At 65.0% G+C, this 19,675-nt stretch carries 17 protein-coding genes; 2 read left to right on the top strand and 15 right to left on the bottom strand.

Features of this window, described 5'->3' with window-relative positions; all coding sequences use genetic code 11:
- The first annotated feature begins 41 nt into the window (after positions 1 to 41).
- Entirely contained in the window at positions 42 to 2,972 is a 2,931-nt protein-coding gene (locus ACF8FB_RS00405) for an aminotransferase (protein WP_392510782.1), read from the top strand.
- Between the two features lie 3 nt (positions 2,973 to 2,975).
- Here ACF8FB_RS00405 and ACF8FB_RS00400 read toward each other — a convergent pair whose 3' ends face one another.
- A complete protein-coding gene (locus ACF8FB_RS00400; RefSeq protein WP_392510780.1) occupies positions 2,976 to 4,199 on the bottom strand; it encodes an FAD-dependent oxidoreductase in 1,224 nt (407 codons plus the stop codon).
- 90 nt (positions 4,200 to 4,289) lie between these two features.
- On the opposite strand from ACF8FB_RS00400, the gene ACF8FB_RS00395 reads away from it, so the two are divergent.
- Positions 4,290 to 5,195 carry a LysR family transcriptional regulator gene (locus ACF8FB_RS00395; RefSeq protein ID WP_010954926.1) on the top strand — a complete coding sequence of 302 codons (906 nt, stop codon included), beginning with the start codon at positions 4,290 to 4,292 and terminating at the stop codon, positions 5,193 to 5,195.
- A gap of 61 nt (positions 5,196 to 5,256) precedes the next feature.
- Here ACF8FB_RS00395 and ACF8FB_RS00390 read toward each other — a convergent pair whose 3' ends face one another.
- From ACF8FB_RS00390 to ACF8FB_RS00325, 14 genes are all read right to left on the bottom strand, one after another.
- Complete coding sequence (locus ACF8FB_RS00390; protein WP_392509086.1) at positions 5,257 to 5,952, bottom strand: response regulator; 696 nt, start codon at positions 5,950 to 5,952, stop codon at positions 5,257 to 5,259.
- Positions 5,949 to 8,603, bottom strand: a complete 2,655-nt coding sequence (locus ACF8FB_RS00385) for a sensor histidine kinase KdpD (RefSeq protein ID WP_064493156.1) — start codon at positions 8,601 to 8,603, stop codon at positions 5,949 to 5,951. The genes ACF8FB_RS00390 and ACF8FB_RS00385 overlap by 4 nt, the downstream gene beginning before the upstream one ends.
- A 149-nt stretch (positions 8,604 to 8,752) precedes the next feature.
- Complete coding sequence (gene kdpC, locus ACF8FB_RS00380) at positions 8,753 to 9,310, bottom strand: potassium-transporting ATPase subunit KdpC (RefSeq protein WP_003251480.1); 558 nt, start codon at positions 9,308 to 9,310, stop codon at positions 8,753 to 8,755.
- 10 nt (positions 9,311 to 9,320) lie between these two features.
- Complete coding sequence (gene kdpB / locus ACF8FB_RS00375; protein ID WP_049588226.1) at positions 9,321 to 11,375, bottom strand: potassium-transporting ATPase subunit KdpB; 2,055 nt, start codon at positions 11,373 to 11,375, stop codon at positions 9,321 to 9,323.
- 9 nt (positions 11,376 to 11,384) lie between these two features.
- The gene (gene kdpA, locus ACF8FB_RS00370) at positions 11,385 to 13,079 is read right to left on the bottom strand and encodes a potassium-transporting ATPase subunit KdpA (protein ID WP_010954929.1); all 1,695 of its coding nucleotides are present in this window, start codon (positions 13,077 to 13,079) and stop codon (positions 11,385 to 11,387) included.
- 9 nt (positions 13,080 to 13,088) lie between these two features.
- Complete coding sequence (gene kdpF, locus ACF8FB_RS00365; protein ID WP_003251485.1) at positions 13,089 to 13,178, bottom strand: K(+)-transporting ATPase subunit F; 90 nt, start codon at positions 13,176 to 13,178, stop codon at positions 13,089 to 13,091.
- A gap of 176 nt (positions 13,179 to 13,354) precedes the next feature.
- Complete coding sequence (locus ACF8FB_RS00360) at positions 13,355 to 14,407, bottom strand: AI-2E family transporter (protein WP_019750854.1); 1,053 nt, start codon at positions 14,405 to 14,407, stop codon at positions 13,355 to 13,357.
- A 12-nt stretch (positions 14,408 to 14,419) separates the two neighbouring features.
- Complete coding sequence (locus ACF8FB_RS00355) at positions 14,420 to 15,214, bottom strand: DUF4892 domain-containing protein (RefSeq protein ID WP_010954931.1); 795 nt, start codon at positions 15,212 to 15,214, stop codon at positions 14,420 to 14,422.
- 109 nt (positions 15,215 to 15,323) lie between these two features.
- A complete protein-coding gene (locus ACF8FB_RS00350) occupies positions 15,324 to 16,178 on the bottom strand; it encodes an alpha/beta hydrolase (protein WP_392510775.1) in 855 nt (284 codons plus the stop codon).
- On the bottom strand, positions 16,175 to 16,963 hold the full coding sequence (locus ACF8FB_RS00345; RefSeq protein WP_049588223.1) for an alpha/beta fold hydrolase: 789 nt from the start codon (positions 16,961 to 16,963) through the stop codon (positions 16,175 to 16,177). Before ACF8FB_RS00345 ends, ACF8FB_RS00350 begins: the two co-directional genes overlap by 4 nt.
- Before the next feature lie 92 nt (positions 16,964 to 17,055).
- Positions 17,056 to 17,430 (bottom strand): hypothetical protein, encoded by a 375-nt coding sequence (locus ACF8FB_RS00340; protein WP_010954933.1) that lies wholly within the window; start codon positions 17,428 to 17,430, stop codon positions 17,056 to 17,058.
- 162 nt (positions 17,431 to 17,592) lie between these two features.
- Complete coding sequence (gene sixA, locus ACF8FB_RS00335) at positions 17,593 to 18,051, bottom strand: phosphohistidine phosphatase SixA (protein WP_010954934.1); 459 nt, start codon at positions 18,049 to 18,051, stop codon at positions 17,593 to 17,595.
- Entirely contained in the window at positions 18,048 to 18,395 is a 348-nt protein-coding gene (locus ACF8FB_RS00330; RefSeq protein WP_003251499.1) for a DUF4389 domain-containing protein, read from the bottom strand. The genes sixA and ACF8FB_RS00330 overlap by 4 nt, the downstream gene beginning before the upstream one ends.
- 36 nt (positions 18,396 to 18,431) lie before the next feature.
- A complete protein-coding gene (locus ACF8FB_RS00325) occupies positions 18,432 to 19,457 on the bottom strand; it encodes an NAD(P)H-dependent glycerol-3-phosphate dehydrogenase (RefSeq protein ID WP_010954935.1) in 1,026 nt (341 codons plus the stop codon).
- Positions 19,458 to 19,675: the final 218 nt, after the last annotated feature.

Here is a 19,675-nt window from a genome sequence, read left to right as displayed (position 1 = left end):
AAATTCTCCGCCGTCAACTCCCAGTACCCACGGTAGAGCCCATGTCCAGTCCACAACACCAGCCCGCTTCCCCTGCCCTGGCCACCCTGATCCAGCGCTCCGGCCAGCCCAGCCCAACGCTGAGCGAAGCCCAGGCACACGCCGTGCTGCAGGCCCACTATGGCCTTGCCGGCAACCTTTCGGTACTGGGCAGCCAGCAGGACCTGAACTTTCGCGTGGTCACACCGCAGGGTGGCTATGTGCTGAAGGCCTGCCACGGCAGCTACGCCCAACTGGAGCTTGAAGCCCAGCACGCCGCCCTGGCCTTCCTGCGCGATCAAGGTTTGCCGGTACCCGCCGTGCGCTCAGCCCACAACGGCATGGGGTTGCTGGAACTGGACATCGACGCGCAACCACTGCGCCTGCGCCTGCTCGATTACATCGAAGGCCAACCGCTGACCCGCCTCAAGCACATGGAGCCGCGCTTGATGGCTGAACTGGGCGGGCTCTGTGCAAAGCTGGACAAGGCGCTTGCCCATTTCGATCACCCGGGCCTTGCGCGCACCTTGCAATGGGACCCGCAGCATGCCGGGGCACTGATCGATCACCTGCTACCGGTGCTGCAGGACGGCGGGCAGCGCGCCCGCATCGAACACGCCACGCGACAGGCCAACGAGCACCTGATGCCGCTGGTCGATCAACTGCCCAGTCAGGCCGTGCACCTGGACATCACCGACGACAACACCGTGTGGGCCCGTGATGCCCAGCGTCAGTGGCAACTGCAAGGCGTGATCGATTTCGGCGACCTGCTGCGCACCTGGCGTATCGCCGACCTGTCGGTGACCTGCGCTGCGCTGTTGCACCACGCCGAGGGCGACCCCCTGCGCATCCTGCCAGCCGTGCAGGCCTACCAGGCGCTCAACCCGCTGACCGAGGCCGAATTGCGCGCCCTGTGGCCGCTGGTGCTGAACCGCGCTGCCGTGCTGGTGCTGAGCAGCGAACAACAGCTAACCGTCGACCCGGGCAACCAGTACACCCGCGACAACATTGCCCACGAATGGGAAATTTTCGACACGGCCACCGCCGTGCCTTTCGCCCTGATGGAGGCGGCCATTCTGCAGGCTGCGGGCCTGCAACCCGCGGCGCCGGACTGGAACGACTGTGCCCCCCTGCTCCCCGAGCTGGCCGGGCTGGCTGTCACACGGGTGGACCTGGGAGTACTCAGCAAACACTTCGAGGCCGGCAACTGGGAGCAACCCGGTTACGACCAGCATCTGCTGACTTCGCAAGCCGCCCCGGCCTGCAGCCTGCACGGGCAGTATCGCCTGTCGCAAACCCATATCGATCGCCCCGAGGAGCCTGCCACCTGCGCCCTTTTCGTCGAGCTGCATGTGCCCAACGGCAGCCCGGTGCAAGCGCCGGCAGCCGGCACCTGGCAGCACAGCGGCGACGGCCGGGGCTGCCTGCGCACCCCGCATTGGGCTTTGTGGCTGCAAGGCCTGGAAGACGCACCGGCAGACGGCCAGGCCGTGGAAAAAGGCCAGGCCCTGGGCAGCAGCTGCGGCTTCCTCAGCGTGCAGGTATGCCTGGACAATGGCAGCCAGCCGCCGCGCTTCGCCACGCCGTCACAAGCCGCCGCCTGGCTGGCCCTGTGCCCGTCACCAGCCGCACTGCTGGGCTTCGATTGCGATGCCGAGCCGCTACCCGATCCGCAAGCCCTGCTGGCCCGCCGCGATGCCAGCTTCGCCCGCTCGCAGAAGCACTACTATGCGCAACCGCCGCACATTGAACGTGGCTGGCGCAACTACCTGATCGATATGCAGGGCCGTTCCTACCTGGACATGCTCAACAACGTCGCAGTGCTGGGCCATGGCCATCCACGCATGGTTGCCGAGTCGGCGCGGCAGTGGTCGCTGCTGAACACCAACTCGCGCTTCCATTACGCAGCAATCACCGAATTCTCCGAGCGCCTGCTGGACCTGGCCCCCGAAGGTTTCGACCGGGTGTTCATGGTCAACAGCGGCACCGAGGCCAACGACCTGGCGATTCGCCTGGCCTGGGCCTACAGTGGCGGGCGCGATCTGCTCAGTGTGCTGGAGGCCTACCACGGCTGGTCGGTGGCCACCGATGCCATCTCCACGTCGATCGCCGACAACCCGCAAGCCCTGGAAACCCGCCCGGACTGGGTTCACCCGGTCGAAGCACCGAACACCTTCCGCGGCCGCTTCCGCGGGGCCGACAGCGCCGCCGACTACCTGCAAGACGTCGACGCCAAGCTGGCTGACCTCGACGCCCGTGGCCGTCAGCTGGCGGGCATCATCTGCGAACCGGTGTACGGCAATGCCGGCGGTATCTCGCTGCCCGCAGGCTACCTGCGCGCAGCCTATGCCAAGGTCCGCGCCCGCGGCGGGGTGTGCATCGCCGACGAAGTGCAGGTAGGCTATGGCCGCCTGGGCGAGTACTTCTGGGGCTTCGAGGAACAGGGCGTGGTGCCGGACATCATTACCATGGCCAAGGGCATGGGTAACGGCCAGCCGCTGGGCGTGGTCATCACCCGTCGCGAAATCGCCGAGGCGCTGGAGGCCGAGGGCTACTTCTTCTCCTCGGCCGGTGGCAGCCCGGTCAGTTGCCGCATCGGCATGGCAGTGCTGGATGTCATGCAGGAGGAAGGCCTGTGGGACAACGCCCGTGACACCGGGCGCTACTTCAAGGCACGCCTGCAGGCGCTGGTCGACAAGCACCCGCTGGCCGGCGCGGCACATGGCTCGGGCTTCTACCTGGGGCTGGAACTGGTGCGCGACCGCACCACCCTGGAGCCGGCCACCGAAGAAACCATGATGCTGTGCGATCGCCTGCGTGACCTGGGCATCTTCATGCAGCCGACCGGCGATGACCTGAACATCCTCAAGATCAAGCCGCCGATGTGCACCAGCCGTGCGAGCGTGGACTACTTTGTCGACAGCATTGACCGGGTGCTGGGCGAAGGCCTGTAAGTGTCAAGGCGTGGGCCCGACGGCTGCGGCCCACGCCTGCAATGCCTCACACGCGGCCATGGCCACCTGCTCATCGGTGCGCCCGGTGAACTGCCGCTCGATCGCATCGGCGGCAATCAGCCCGGCAATGGTGGGCTTGCCGACAGCATCGGTCAGGTCCAGCCATTCCCCCCAACTGGCGGGTACGTCGTACCAGCGCAGGTAGCCTGAGGGTGAACACGGCCACCATCGCTCATCGAACTGCAGAATCACTTTCTCCAGCTTGCCCATCCCCAGATGCGCCAACGCTCCCTGCTGTGTTTCAGGTAACGCAGGGGTAAAGCGCAACGTTTTCAGAACCCCCACCGGGACTGTGCAAATGCAGAAGTCGCACACGTCTTCATTCACCATGACGCGCGCGCTCGACCAGTCGATGTGGGTGACAGGACTGTTCAGGCGGATATCCAGGTGCTTCGACAGCAAGTCGACAAGCTCGCTGTAGCCGCCTGGCAGCATACGATCACCATGCCCGACCCCCTCTTCATCCAAGGCACAGGCCGACAGTTGCTCGACGGGCAAACACGCTTCCAGTACAAGGTTGGCGTCGATGGCGAACTGCGTGGCACGCGCGAGCGCGGGGTCGAGTGTGGCCATGTAGCCATCGATCGCGTCAGACAAAGGTTGTTGCCGATCGAGACGCCTGGTCAAGGCTTCCCAGGCGGTGTCGATATCCGGCAACGCCCCGCCGCGTGCCGCTGCAAGCGGGCAACTGAAATCGGTCTCGACGCAAGCCAAGCCATGTTGAAGTGCAACAGCGGCCAATGGGTTCTCGGCAAAATGCTGAAGCCATGCCGCACCTTCATCTGCTTTCACGCCGCCCAACTCGACAGTGTGCGTGCGCCCACCCGTTCGCCCACGCGCCTCCAGCACAGTGCAATCGACACCCCTTTCCCGCAAGCGTTGAGCGGCAGCCAAGCCTGCACACCCCGCACCGATCACGATCACCTTGCTCGCACCGGCACTCACGGCTGCCTCGGCGGCACGCAGCCCATCATTCCACGCACCATGAGTCATTGCCGGAGCGCTGGCATTACAAGCTTCTCCAGCGATGACCAAGCGCCCATGCAGCACTTGGCCCAGGGCGCTTCGATGCAACGGCGATCCGCCAGGCAGCAAGGCACTGTAGGCACCGAGGCTGAACGGGTCGCTACTCCAGTGGGTGACATGCCACGCGGTTGGTCTGTGCACGCTTTTCTCCGTTGAGGGGACTGTCCTGCAGGTGCATTAATGTTCATAATTTTTAGCAATAAAAGATGATCATCATCAGGTTTACTGACAATGGCCTTTACCAGCGACTCCCTGGCGATTTTCCTCGCGGTGCTCGATGCCGGCTCGTTCTCCGCCGCCGCCCGCAAGCTGGGCCGTGTGCCTTCAGCCGTGAGCATGGCAATCGCCCAACTGGAAGCGGAACTGGACCTGCCCCTGTTCGACCGGGCCACGCGCAAAGCCTTGCCCACCAACGCCGCCCTGGCGCTGGAACCTCAGGCCAGGCAGGTCATCTGCCAACTCAACCTGCTCGATGCCCAGGCCCTGCAATTGCACAAAGGCCTGGAAAAGCGCCTGACCATCGCCATGGCGCCCGAGTTGCAGACCGGCCGCTGGAGCCAGCCGCTGGAAATCCTCGCCCAGGCATTTCCCAGCCTGGAAGTCGAGGTACGTTCGGCCACCCAGACCGAGGCCATTCGCCTGCTGCATGACGGCAGTGTGCAATTGGCATTGGTGTTCGAACGGCCCGGCATCGATGAGCGCGAGTCATTCCTCGAGGCCGGCAGCCAACTGCTGGTAGCCGTTGCCTCACCGCGCCATCCAGCCGGGCAGAACAGCGGTTCGCCATTGCCTGAAGAGGCCTTTGCCGAACAACGGCAGATCATCGTGGCTTCGGGCAAGGCCACCGGATCGGACCCGCGCATGGTGCTGTCCCGGCGCATCTGGCTGACCGACAGCTACCTCGCCACGCTGGACCTGGTGCAGTCCGGGCTGGGCTGGGCCTACCTGCCGCAGCCATTGGTCGAACCGCTGATTGCCTCGGGCGCACTGGCCGAGGTGCGCTTCGACAACATGGCCAACCGCCTGCGCTTGTGGGTAGACATCATCTGGATCAAGTCGCGCCCGTTGGGCCTGGGCGCGCGACGCTACCTGGAAGTCATGCGCCAGCTGTTCGAGAAGGAGCCCCCCAGGGCCTGATATCCCTTGCACGCGTCCAGGCCCTGCAGGCGTTCGCCCAGCCCTTTGGGCTGTGTGCGGGTTATGCTGTCGGCGCCACCAACCTGTAGCCAACCCCCGCCTCGGTAATGATGAACCGCGGCGCCGTGGGGTCATCGCCCAGCTTCTGTCGCAGATGCCCGACCACGATGCGCAGGTAGTGGGTATCCTCCGCATGGGTCGGCCCCCAGATATCCTTGAGCAACTGCTGCTGGGTAATCACCCGCCCGGGGTGCCCGGCCAATATCGCCAGCAAAGCATACTCCTTGCGTGTCAATGCCACCTCCACACTGTCGAGCGTCACCCGGCGGAAGGCAAAATCCACCGTCAACGGACCAAAGCTGGCTGCCACTTCCGAGCCGCCGGCTTGTGGCACCTGACGCAGCAACGCCCGCACACGCGCGAGAAACTCCTGGATACCGAACGGCTTGGTCACATAGTCATTGGCACCACCATCCAGCGCATCGACCTTCTGCACTTCACTGGCACGCACCGACAACACCATCACCGGCACTGCACTCCATTCGCGCAACTCACGCAGTACCTGCTGGCCGTCCATGTCCGGCAGCCCCAGGTCGAGCACCACCAGGTCCGGCTTGCCCAGTGCCGCCTGGGACAACCCTTCGGCACCGGTGGCGGCCTCCAGCACCTTGTAGCCTTGCGAGGCCAGGCTGATACGCAGGAACTTGCGGATCTGCGGTTCATCGTCGATGACCAACAGGGTGGCGGACTGGCTCATGGGGTTTCGCTTTCGGCTTCAGGTTGAGGAGGCAGCGGCAAGCATAGAGTGATGCTGGTGCCTTGGCCATCAATGCCTTCGCCCACCAGAATCTGCCCGCCATGGGCACCGATCATGCCCTGGCAGATAGCCAGGCCCAGCCCGGTACCCTGCCCGCCGCGGTCGCCACGGGCGGCGGTGTAGAACATATCGAAGATTTTCTCGCGGTCGGCTTCAGGAATGCCGGGGCCCTGGTCGCTGACGGTCAAGCGCAGTTGGTCGTCATGCACCGCCACCTGCAGCTCAAGCCGACCATTGGCCGGCGAAAAGCGTGCGGCGTTTTCCAGCACGTTGACCAGTGCCTGCTCGATCAACGCCGCATGCACGAACAGCAATGGCAGCTCGGCCGGCACGTCCGTGTGCACACGCAGCGGCGCCAGCACCACCCGCAGGCGGTTGAGCGCACTGCCGACGATATCCGCCGGGGCCACCCAGTCGCGGGCCAGCTTGAGGCCGCCATGGCCCAGGCGGGTCATGTCCAGCAGGTTCTGGATGTAGCGATCGAGGCGTTCGGCTTCGTTACGGGTGCCCTCCAGCAGCTCGCGGCGGTCTTCAGCCGGGATCGCATCGCCCAACGCCAACAGGCTGTCGATGCTGCCACGCATGGCGGTCAACGGCGTGCGCAAGTCATGGGATACGGAAGCCAGCAGGGCGCTGCGCAGTTGCTCGGTTTCGCCGTGCAGGCGTGCGGCTTCCAGCTGTTCAGCCAGGCGTGCGCGGGCCAGGGCCTGGGCCAGGGGCTGGCCTAGGGCGGTGAGCAGGCGCCGGCGTGGGTCGCTGAGCGGCTGCCCGTTGCGCGGGCGCACACCCAGCAGCGCCAGCGGCTGATCGTCTACCGCCAATGGCCACCACCACCAGCGGCCATTAGGCAGGGTATCGCTGCCGTGACCGGCGGCCTGCCCATGCTGCCAGGCCCAATCGGCAGCCGCCCGTTCGGTGTCGCTGAAGGTGCAGGCTTCCCCGCTGGCCACTTGCAACTGGCCTTCGGCGTTGCGCTCCAGCAAGCACACCTGGGCGTCCTGCCAGCCGTCCAGGTGCTGGCCGGCAGCCTTGAATATGGCTTGGCGGTCGGTGGCTACCGTCAACCGGCGAGACAGGTCGAGCAACTGGCTGGTCTGTGCCTGGGTCTCGCGCAGCGCCTGCAACTGGCGACGCTGGCGCGCGGCCAGGTTGCCGGTAAGCGCAGCCATCAACAGAAAGAACACCAGTGTCAGCACGTCTTCTTCGCGCTGGATGGTGAACGAGAAGTTGGGCGGTATGAACAGGAAGTCATAGACCAGGAACGACAGCGCGGCGCAAGCCAGCGCAGGTCCCAGGCTACTGCGCACCGCGACCAGCAACACCGCCGCCAGGAACACCAGCGAGATATTGGGCAACGCGAGCACACTGGACACCGCCCAGGCCAGACCCGCAGCCATCACGGTGGCCAGCAGCGCAAGCAGGTAATGACGCCACACCCACACCCGCCGCACGGCTGAACGCGGCGCTGGCGGCTGCACGTCGCGGTCCAGCACGTTGATTTCCAGGCCACGGCTTTCGCGCAGCAGCCGCGCCGCCACACCCGCGCCGAACAAACGCCTACGCAGGCGGTTGCGGGACTGCCCGACCAGCACCAGGCTGGCCCGCCGCTCGACAGCATGCTGGATCAGCGTACGGGCCACTTCGCCAGCACGCAGCAGTACCACCTCCCCGCCCAGTCGCTCGGCCAGTTGCTGCGCGGCTTGCAAACGATGCCGTGCGGTTTCGTCACGCAGGCGGCCGTTGTCCACATGCACCAGGCTCCAGGGCAGGTGGCGGCGCTGGGCCACGCGGCTGGCATGGCGCACCAGGCGTTCGGCCTGGTCGTCACCGTCTATGCCCACCAGCAACCGGCCGCGCAAGGCCGGCGCCTCCTGGCCGCGCTGACGATAGCCGTGGGCCAGGTCGGCATCGACCTGAGCAGCGGCGGTCTGCATGGCCAGCTCGCGCAGGGCGGTGAGGTTGGTTTGCGAAAAATACGCATCGATGGCCGCCCTAGCCTGCTCGGGCACGTACACCTTGCCTTCACGCAGGCGTTCGAGCAGCTCTCGCGGAGGCAGGTCGATCAGCACCAGCTCGAACGCTTCCTGCAGCACCCAGTCCGGCAGGGTCTCGCGCACTTGCACGCCGGTAATGTCGCGGACCTTGTCGTTGAGGCTTTCCAGGTGCTGGACGTTGACCGTGGTGTACACGTCGATGCCCGCGGCCAAGAGTTCTTGCACATCCTGCCAGCGTTTGGCGTGGCGGCTGCCGGGGGCGTTCGTGTGGGCCAGTTCGTCCACCAGGGCCAAGGCCGGCGCGGCACGCAGCAGGCCGTCAAGGTCCATTTCCTCAAGGGTGACGCCACGGTACTGGCTGCGCAACAAGGGCTGCTGATGCAGCCCTCCGAGCAACGCTTCGGTTTCGGCGCGGCCATGGGTTTCGACCACCCCGGCCAACACCTGCACGCCCTGGCGTTGCTGGGCGTGTGCGGCCTGGAGCATGGCGAAGGTCTTGCCGACGCCGGGGGCAGCGCCCAGGAACACCTTCAGCCGGCCCCGGCCGGTGCGTGGGAGGTTGGCCAACAGCGCATCGGCGCGGGCGGAGTCACTCATGTTTCATCCTTTACTTTGTCCAACAGTCCGCCGCTTCAGGGAAAGCCCCCTTAACGTGTAGGAGCGGGTTTACCCGCGAATACGTCAGTGGCACCACCACCGCATTCGCGGGTGAACCCGCTCCTACAGGCTTCCTGCCAGCGCTTCGATTACCTGACAATGGCGAGCTTTTCCAAGGCCTGGTTCAACGCCAGCACGTTGACCACCGGCGGGCCGATCAATGGGTGGAGGGTGGCCTGTTCCAGCAAGGCTTGCAAGCGCTCGACCGGCAGCTGCCGTGCCGCCGCCACCCGCGGGATCTGATAGGCCAAGGCCTCCGGTGGCAAGTGCGGGTCCAGGCCGCTGCCCGAGGTGGTCAGCAGCGCCTGCGGCACTGGCCCCTGCTGCGCCTGATACAACGTGGCCGCATCGCCCTTTACCCGCTCAGCCAGCGCCGGGTTGCTCGGCGACAGGTTGCTGGCGCCGCTGGCCACGGTCGCGTAGGCACCTGCCGAGGGCCGCGAGTGGAACCAGCCATCGCCCTGGAAGTCCTGGGCGATCAATGCCGAACCCCGCACCTGGCCTTGCGCATCGCGTACCAGGCTACCGTTGGCCTGGTTCGGGAAAGCGACTTGGGCAATACCGGTCACCGCCAGCGGATACAGGGCGCCCGTCACCAGGGTCATCAACAAAGCCAGGCTCAATGCCGGGCGTAGATAAGCAGTCATGGCGGCCTCCTCAGACCAGGTTCAGGGCGTTGAGCAGCAGGTCGATCAGCTTGATCCCGGCAAACGGCACCACAATGCCACCCAGCCCGTAGATCAGCAGGTTGCGCCGCAACAGGTGCGCCGCACTGGCCGCCTGCACGCGCACCCCACGCAGCGCCAGCGGGATCAGCACGATAATGATCAGCGCGTTGAACACGATCGCCGACAGGATCGCGCTCTGCGGGCTGGCCAGTTGCATCAGGTTGAGCACACCCAGTTGCGGGTAGATGGCTGCGAACAGCGCCGGCAGGATGGCGAAGTATTTGGCCACGTCGTTGGCAATGGAGAACGTTGTCAACGCACCGCGGGTGACCAGCAGCTCCTTGCCGACCTGGACTACGTCCAGCAGCTTGGTCGGGTCGCTGTCCAGGTCGACCATGTTCGCGGCCTCCCGCGCAGCCTGAGTGCCGTCGTTCATGGCCATGCCTACGTCAGCCTGGGCTAGTGCCGGGGCGTCGTTGGCACCGTCGCCACACATGGCAACCAGGCGGCCGTCATTCTGCTCCTGGCGAATGCGCGCCAGCTTCTTCTCGGGCGTGGCCTCGGCCAGCACGTCATCGACCCCCGCTTCGGCGGCGATGGCGGCCGCAGTCAACGGGTTGTCGCCGGTCACCATGACCGTGCGAATGCCCAGCTTGCGCAGCTCGGCGAAGCGCTCGCGGATACCAGGCTTGACCACGTCCTTGAGGTGGATCACACCCAGCAAACGCTTGTCGACGCACACCAGCAACGGTGTGCCGCCACTCTGCGCGATGCGTTCGACTTCGCGAGCCAGCGCCGCCGGCATTTCCAGGCGTTGCATACCGACGAATGCCAGCACCGCATCGACGGCGCCCTTGCGGTAGCGGTGCTGTTCGAAGTCGATGCCCGACAGGCGTGTCTCGGCACTGAAAGCCACCGCTTCGAACTGCCCGGCAGGCGGGTCGACGAAGTCGTGCAACTGGCGCAGGTATTCGACAATCGACTTGCCTTCGGCGGTGTCGTCGGCCAGCGAGGCCAGCAAGGCGCCCTCCCCCAGTTCCTTGGCGGTAATGCCCGGTGCAGCATGCAGTGCGCTGCAGCGGCGGTTACCGAAGGTGATGGTGCCGGTCTTGTCGAGCATCAGCGTATGCACGTCCCCGGCCGCCTCGACGGCGCGGCCCGAGCGGGCAATGACATTCAGCCGTACCAGCCTGTCCATGCCGGCGATACCGATGGCCGACAGCAGGCCGCCGATGGTGGTCGGGATCAGCGTCACCAGCAGCGCGGCCAGGAAGATCAGCGGCAGGCTGCCACCCGCGAAGTGGGCGAACGGCTGCAAGGTCACCACCACGATCAGGAAAATCAGGGTCAGGCCGATCAGCAGGATGTCGAGGGCGATTTCGTTTGGGGTCTTCTGCCGCTTGGCACCTTCGACCAGGGCGATCATGCGGTCCAGGGTCGACTCGCCCGGGTTGCTGGTGATGCGGATAAGCAGCCAGTCGGAGACCAGCCGCGTATTGCCGGTCACCGCCGAGCGGTCGCCACCTGATTCGCGTATTACCGGTGCGGATTCGCCGGTAATGGCGGCCTCGTTGACGGCCGCAATGCCTTCAATCACCTCGCCGTCGCCGGGGATCATTTCGCCGGCGACCACGCGTACCACGTCGTCCTTGCGCAGCGCGCTGGCAGCCACCGTCTCGTAGCTGCCATCACGCAGACGACGCTGGGCGGTCAGGCCCTGGCTGCCGGCCTTGAGGCTGTCGGCGCGGGCCTTGCCACGGCCTTCGGCCAACGCCTCGGCGAAGTTGGCGAACAACACGGTGAACCACAGCCACAGGGCAATCTGCACCGCAACGCCGATGCTCACGCCGCCGCCGGGGGCGAAACACAGCACGGTGGTCAGCACCGCGGTCAGGGCCACCACCAGCATTACCGGGGAGCGCTTGAGCTGACGCGGGTCGAGCTTGACGAACGCCTGCACCAGCGCCGGGCGCCACAGCGCGGCGAAGCGGGTCTGGTCCTTGGCACTGTGCCGGCTATTCACTTCAGGAATGGGCATGTTCATGATCGGTCCTCAAAAACCCAAGCTAAGGTGTTCGGCGATTGGCCCAAGGGCCAGGGTCGGCAGGAAGGTCAGGCCACCGACCAGCAGGATGGTCACCAGCAGCAAGCCGGTGAACAGCGGGCCGTGAGTCGGGAAGCTGTTCTGCCCCAGCGGCGCGCTTTTTTTCGCCGCCAGGCTGCCGGCCAACGCCAGTATCGGCAGGATGTAGCCGAAGCGGCCGATGAGCATGGCCAGGCCGATCATCAGGTTGTGGTACACGGTGTTGGCGCCAAACCCGGCAAAGGCCGAGCCGTTGTTGGCCGAGCCCGAGGTATAGGCGTACAGCAACTGGCTGAAACCATGCGCCCCCGGGTTGGTGACCGCCCCGGCCGGGCCGGGCAGGCTGGCGGCGATGGCGCCAAGTACCAGCACGCCAACCGGCATCACCAGCAGGGTTGCCACCAGAAGCTGCACTTCACGGGCCTGCAGCTTCTTGCCCAGGTATTCCGGGGTACGGCCAATCATCAGCCCGGCCAGGAACACCGCGATAAGGACGAACAGCAGCATGCCGTAGAGGCCCGCGCCGACGCCGCCGAATATCACCTCGCCGACCATCATGTTGACCATCGCCACCATACCGGTCAGCGGGTTCAGGCTGTCGTGCATGGCGTTGACCGAACCGTTGGAGGCAGCGGTGGTGGTGACCGCCCACAGCACCGAACCGGTGGTACCGAAGCGGCTTTCCTTGCCCTCCAGAGGGGCGGTCTGTTGCACCTGCGTGCTTTCCAGGGCCGGGTTCGGCTGATGCTCGGACCACAGCGCCGTGCTGCCACCGATCAGGAACAGGGCAAGCATGCAGGCGAGGATGGCGCGGCTCTGACGCAGGTCCTTCACGTAGTGACCGAAGGTGAACACCAATGCCACTGGAATGAGGATGATCGATGCCACCTCGAACAGGTTGCTCCAGGCCGTTGGGTTTTCGAACGGGTGCGCCGAGTTGACGCCGAAGAAGCCACCGCCATTGGTACCCAGCTGCTTGATGGCGATCTGGCTGGCGGCCGGCCCCAGCGGAATGGTCTGGTCGGCCCCTTGCAAGGTCAGCGCGTGGGCGTAGTCGGCAAAGGTCTGCGGTACGCCCTGCCATACCAGCAGCAGCGCCAGCAGCAAGCAAAGCGGCAGCAGGCCGTAGAGGGTGGCACGGGTCATGTCGACCCAGAAGTTGCCCAGCGTCGTCGCGCTGCGCCGGGCGATACCGCGGCACAGGACAACCAGTACGGCCAGGCCGGTGGCAGGGCTGACAAAGTTCTGCACGGTCAGGCCAAGCATCTGGCTCAGGTAGCTGACCGACGCCTCACCGCTGTAGGCCTGCCAGTTGGTGTTGGTAACGAAACTGACGGCGGTGTTGAACGCCAGTGACCATTCCTGGCCAGGCAGGTTCTGAGGGTTGAGTGGCAGGTAGCCCTGCAACAGCAGCACGGCGAACAGCAGCAGGAAGCCGACCAGGTTGAACGCCAACAGGGCCAGGGTGTATTGCCGCCAGTTCTGCTCCTGGCTGGCGTTCACACCCGCCAGCCGGTAACAGCCCTGCTCGACCGGCCCCAGTACAGGCGTCAGCCAGGTACGCTGGCCTTCCATGACCTTGTAGTAGAACCGCCCGAGCCAGGGTGCCGGTAGCAGCACGATGACAAAGAATGCCAAGAGCAAGGCGAAATCGTAACTGTGCATGGCCGCTCCCTAGCTGCGATCGGCGCGCAGCAGCGCCACCAGCAGATAAAACGCCAATGCCACTGCCAGCAGCAGTGACAGCCCGTCGAGCATGTTCATGTGTGGATCTCCCCGTGTTACGGCTTGGGCCGCTTTGGGGAAATTGTCCGAGGGAGAGGCGTAAAGGGGCGAGATCGGGGGGTGGGGGTGGGTATAAAGAATGCGTAAAAATCAGCGTTGTGGTCTGCCTGTAACGGCCTCTTCGCGGGCTTGCCCGCGAAAGGGCCGTTACAGGCTTATTGTTGTGGCGGCTGCTGCGCCGCGTTACGGCTCCAGTCCAGCAGCAGGCTGTAGCCTACCGCCAGCAAGGTCGGCCCGATGAAAAGGCCAATGAAGCCAAAGGCAAGCAAGCCGCCGAACACGCCCAGCAGCACGATCACCAGCGGCAGGTTGCCGCCACGGCTGATCAGGTACGGTTTGAGCACGTTGTCCACGCCGCTGATGACGAACGTGCCCCACACACCCAGGAACACCGCCATGCCGTATTCGCCCTTCCACACCAGCCAAGCGGTGGCCGGGATCCAGGCCAGTGGCGGCCCCATGGGGATCAGGCTGAGCATGAAGGTGACCAACCCCAGCACGATCGCCCCGGGCACCCCGGCGATCAGGAAGCCGATCAGTGCCAGCAGGGCCTGCGCGGCCGCCGTGCCGATCACCCCGTTGACCACCCGCTGCACGGTAGCGGCTACCAGGTCCAGGTAATACTCGGCGCGCTCGCCCACCAGCCGGTGCAGCAAGCGCAGCACGAATGCCGCCAAGCGTGGTCCGTCGCGGTAGAAGAAGAACACGAACACCAGGCTCAGGGTCAGTTCCAGCACGCCGCTGCCGATCTGCGCGCTGCGCGCCAGCAACCAGTTGCCCACCTGCCCAAAGTAAGGCTTGATCGAGGTAAGCAAGGCTGCGCCTTGCTGGTCCAGCGATTGCCATCCGTTGACCAGACGCTCGCCAACGAAAGGAATGCCACCCAGCCAGGCCGGTGCATCGGGCAGGCCGTCGACCTGCACGTCACGCACGAACGCCGTAGCGTCGCGAATGTGATCGGCCAGGTTGAACCCCAGCCACACCAGCGGCAGTGCCACGATCAGGATCCAGGCCATGGTCAGCAGGCCGGCGGCCAGCGTCTCGCGACCGCCCAGCAGGCGCGTAAGAAAGCGCATCAACGGCCAGCTGGCAAAGGCCAGGATGGCGCCCCACAGCAATGCCGATATGAAGGGTGCCATCACCCACAGGCCGGCCCCCAGCAATGCCACCAGCAGAATCTGGACCAGCAGGCGATCATTGTTAACCATGAGGGTGCTCGTTCAAGGGATCAGTTCAAGGTGCAGGCCGTCTGTAGGCGCGCTGCCGACTTCAAGACGGCGATTGCGCACCCCGGCCTTGACCAGCGCCTCGCGCCAGGCCTCAGCCTGGGCGCCACTGAGGCTGACGCGCAAGGTGCTGTCAAGGTTCAGGCTGCGGGCCAGCAGGTTTACCCAGGCGTCTTGCGGTGCAGCAAGGTCAGGGTAGTCGAGCTTGCCGGTGTCACGCATTTCGCGCAGCACCGTAGCGGCGGTTGGCAGCAGCTCGCCCAGCGGGCTGCCTGAGATGAACTCTTCCACATGCAGATAGGCACGGCGGTTGCCACGGGTAACGCTGTACAGCGCGACCAGGGTGTCGGCCTCGTCTGCCGAGCGGCGCAGCAGGATGAACGCCTGCTGCTCGTCGCCTCCGTTGAGGCGGGCATTGGCGAACACATCATTGGCCCACAGGCTGGCCTCACCGCAATCACGCCCCTGACACCAGAACAACGGGTAGCCACCCTCGCGTACAAGTGCTTCGCGGGCACTGGTGAAGGCCTCGCGTGCAGTACGCTCGACGGGCAATTCGTAGGTCACCGAGCTGACCTGACCGCGGCTCTCGACTTTGTCATCGACCCGCAGGCGGCCACTGATCTTGCGTAGCGGGCCCATCGGGTAGACCCGCTCCTGCTCCGTCGCCGGGCGTTGATCGACCACCTTGGCGTCCTGCGGGACCGGTAGGCTGCCGGCCCACGACACGGGGGTGGCGAGCACCAGGCAGGCAGCCAAGGCAGTGCGAATGGAAACGGGTACGCTCATTGGCGAACCAGGCGGCGCTCAGCGCCGAATTGAAGCTCCAGGATGTCTGGCAGTTGCATGGTTGTCTCCCTGTTCAACCCGCCAAGCCTCGACACTTGTCCGGTGCAAGTCAAGCAAAGCCAAAGAAGCGATTGATACAGTCTGCAACAAGGGCCGCGCCCTGCGCATCGTTCAGGTGCAGGTGATGGCCGCCGGGTAGTGTCACCTGTTCAAAGGGTAGCTGCTCCAGCAACCCGGTGTGGCGCGCCAGCATACCGTTGGCGGCCACCACCAAGAGCGCCGGGCAACTCACCCGCCGCACATAGGCCATGGCCTGGGCCTCGCTCAGGCGCACCGGCGAGGGCAGGGTCAGCCGGCTGTCGCTGCGCCAGCTATAGCCACCGGGCACTGGCATCAGGCCACGCTGGGCCAGCAGCTCGGCCGCTTCACGGCTGACCGCGACCATGCCTTTCATCCGGGCTTGTACCCCTGCTTCCAATGTCGCATACACCGACTTGCGCTTGCCATCCAGCCGCAACTGGGCTTGCAGTGCCATCCCTAAGCGCTCACCTGCGTCCTGCTCGGCGCCAGTCGGCGGGATGACGCCGTCGATAAGCGCCAGGTGACTGACCCGATCGGGCAATGCACCGGCCAGTTGCACCGAAATGATCGCGCCCAGCGAATGCCCCAGCAGGGCGAAACGCGGCCAACCCAGTTGCTCGGCCACGCGCAGCACGTCATGAGCATAGTCGGCCAGGGCATACCCGGCGCCGAGCGGGCGGTGCTCGGAATAACCATGGCCGGCCAGGTCCAGGGCGACGAGGCGTAGACCTTTCAGCTGCGGTGCCAGGCGGGCAAAGCTGTTGGCGTTGTCCAGCCAGCCATGCAGGGCAATCACCGGCAGCCCGTCTTCGGGGCCGAACAGGTGTGCAGCCAGTTCGATATGGCCCAGGCTCAGGCAAATTTCCTCAACGTGTGCGCTCATGCCTGGCTCCAGCGGTCGAACAGGCCCTTGATCAGGCTGGCAGTGTCGGCCGGGCGCTCCAGGGGGAACATGTGCCCACCCGGTACACTGTGGTATTCACCTTTGGGCATACCGCGCACAGCCAAGGTGTGGTGGCGACGAATGACGTTGCTGCGGTTGCCGCGCACCATGGCCAGCGGCACCTGCAACTGGCGCGCGGGGGCGGGGCTGGTATGCGGGATGCTGCGGTAGATGCTGATTTCAGTGGCAGGGTCGAAGCGCAACTGCAGCCCTTGCCCCACCACCTGCAGGCCGTGTTCTACATAAGCGTCGAGGCAATCGGGATCGAAATGGCGGAACAGTGATTTGCCAGCGAAATAGTCCCGGGCGCTGTCGCGGTCATTGAACGTTTCGCGACGCCCCAGGGTGCGCCCGGCCGGTGTGATACGGTCGATGAAACCAAAGCGCTTGGCTGTGCGCAGCAGCCATTGATCAGCGCGGGTGAGCACCGGAGAGTCGAGCATCACCAGCCCCCGGTAGTACTCGGGGCAGCGCAATGCCGCGTGCAGGTGCAACACGCCACCCAGCGAATGGCCAACGCCCCAGACCGGCTGATCCTGCTGCGCCAGGTGATGCAACAATTCATCGACCAGGCTTTGCCAGTTTTCGTCCACGGGAAAACGCGGGTCATGCGCATGCTGGGCCAGGTGCTGCACCTGATAGTCCGGCGCCAGCGCGGCAAACAGCTTGCCGTAGGTGGCCGATGGGAAACCGTTGGCATGGGCGAAGAAGATCTGCTGCGACATGGCGCCTGGTCCGGACCGGAATGATGGCCCATTGTCGGCATCGCGGGGCAGTTCGGCAATGTCCATAAAGGTCATCGGCGAGGGGGATCAGGTCATGCCGAGCGGTCGAAACTGCTCAGCGACCGACGCAGGCAGGCCTGCATGTAGGCCACTTGGCTCTCCAGCGCCTCGCGGGCCAGACGCTGGTCCTGGTAGTCCAGTTGCAGGCGGCGCAAGGCCAGACAACTGGTTTGCAGCAGGTGCGAGACCCGCAGGCAGGCATCCTGCAGCGTACGCAGGTCCTGCTCGCATTGTTGCCTCGCAGCAGGGTCCAGCCCAGGGTTGTCGTTCACCTTGCGCATCAGGTGGTAAAGCTTGGCATCGGCCGATTCACGCAGCAGGCTGTATTGGGCGAAATCCAGCGAAGTACCTTGGTCAACCTGTTCCAGGGTGGGTTGCAGGTCCAGGGAGCGCAACAGTTCCAGCATTTCACCCCTCATTCGCCGTTCCCTGATGTTTGCCATGTGGCAACGCTAGCAAGCGGTGGTGAAGCGCGACAACTGACAAAAATGCCAGTTGCCTTATCGATCTTTACCCATGCCAGCATGCAGACGCGAGCGAAACATTGGCCTGCACAAGCCATGGGAAGTTCACGCGGGTGAGTGGATGGCCCGAAGCGTCATCAACCCGGCCAGCGGCCACTCCCCTTCCAGCTCCGCCAGGCTGGCAGTGCTCATGGCTGCCGGCTGTTGCCTGTCGCCGTGCTCCAGTGCACCGACCAAGGTACCTACCAGCGGCTGGTGGCTGACCAGCAGCACATGCTCGAGCCCCAGTCGCTCGATTTCGCCGATGACCTGCTGCACATCACCCTCGGGCGTCAGCCAGGGCACGGTGCGCACCGGTTCGGCGAAGCCCAGGGTGTCATGCACCAGCGCGGCGGTCTGCTGGGCGCGTACGTAAGGGCTGGCAACAATCGCCTGCAATGGCTGCCCGATCAGGTAAGCCGCACTGTGCAGCACCTGCTCGCGACCATGGGCAGTCAACCGGCGCTCGGCATCCGTCTTGGCCCGCGGCTCAGCTTCACCGTGGCGCAGCACCCACAGCTTCACAGCTTGGGTTCCTCGTCACGCACCGGATGCGCGGCCGGTGCCACGGCGTGCGCTGCTTCACCTTCCGGCGCACGCGGGGCCGGCCAGTCTGCGAACGGCCACGGCTTCTGGTCGCTGTGGAAACTGCCGAAGCGGCCGATCTGTGCCAGGTACTGGCTCAGACTGTCGCCGAAGTTCATCAGGCTGGCGCTGGGCGCGCCATACACCAGTCGGTAGATCAGCTGTACCAGCACCAGGCCACCCAACAGCAACTCGGCCAGTTGCCAGACCACCAGGAACACCAGCATCCACAGCACCCGCAGGATGATCGACTCGCGCTGGGCGCGTTCGGGCGTATCGTTCATGTGTTGCTCCTTGCTCGTGTCAGAGCCGCCAAGGGCTCAGTTGAAACCGCTGATGGAAATGAAATCGACATCGGTCTTGGGCTCGGCGCGCATCAGGTGCTCGATCACCTGGTTCAGCGTGCGCCCTTCGAACAGGATGGCATGCAGGCCAGCCACCAGCGGCATGTACACCTGCACTTGCTGGGCCTTGGTCTTGAGCACCTTGAGCGTGTTGACCCCCTCGGCCACTTCGCCCAGGCGGTTGACCGCCTCTTCCAGGCTTTGGCCCTGCCCCAGTGCGTAGCCAACCTGATAGTTGCGGCTCTTGGGCGAGGAGCAGGTGACGATCAGGTCACCGACACCGGCCAGGCCGAGGAACGTCATGGGGTTGGCGCCCTGGCTGACGGCGAAACGGGTCATCTCGGCCAAGGCCCGGGTAATCAGCATGCTCTTGGTGTTCTCGCCCATCCCCAAGGCCACCGCCATGCCGGCGATGATCGCGTAGACGTTCTTCAGTGCACCGCCCAGTTCGACGCCGAAACGGTCGGCACTGGCGTAGACGCGGAAGGTGCGCCCGTGCAGTACGGCCTGTACCTGCTGGCACAGGTCTTCGTGCTCACTGGCCACCACTGTGGCAGTCAGCGCATGTTCGGCGATTTCGCGCGCCAGGTTGGGCCCCGACAAAACGCCGATGCGCGCCTCGGGGGCGATCTCTTCGAGGATCTGGCTCATCAGCTTGAAGCTTTGCGCTTCGATGCCCTTGGTCAGGCTGACCAGGCCCTTGCCGCGCAGCAGCTCGGCATGCGGTGCCAGCACGCTGCGCAAGGCACTCGATGGCAGGGCAACGAAGATCAGCTCGCTGGCCTGCAGGGTGGCCAGCAAGTCGTTGACCGGCTCAACCCCATCGTGCAGGCGGATACCCTTGAGATAGCGCGGATTCTCGCGATTCACACGCATGGCCTCGGCCTGCGCCGGGTCGCGCATCCATTGGCGCACCGGCACACCGTTTTCCGCCAGCAGGTTTGCCACGGCGGTGCCGAAGCTGCCGCCGCCCAGAACCGCAACAGGTTGCTGTTCAGTCATATCCAATCCATTAAAGCCAAAAGTTAAGTGGCGACCCGGCCATTATACGGCTCGCCTGCTACAGAACCAGTGTCTGGGCGTTTGCGGTATTTGCCATGGCATTTTCGGAGCCGTCGAGATCGAGCACCGCCACGCGGTACTTTTCAAGACGTACGCCCGACACCCACTGGCAAAACCCCCACGGTCAGTTACCATGCCTGTTTCAATCCTGAAACAAA

The organism is Pseudomonas sp. yb_2 (genome assembly GCF_043103905.1).
GTDB lineage: Bacteria > Pseudomonadota > Gammaproteobacteria > Pseudomonadales > Pseudomonadaceae > Aquipseudomonas > Aquipseudomonas alloputida.
This window is presented reverse-complemented; position numbering and strand designations above follow the sequence as displayed.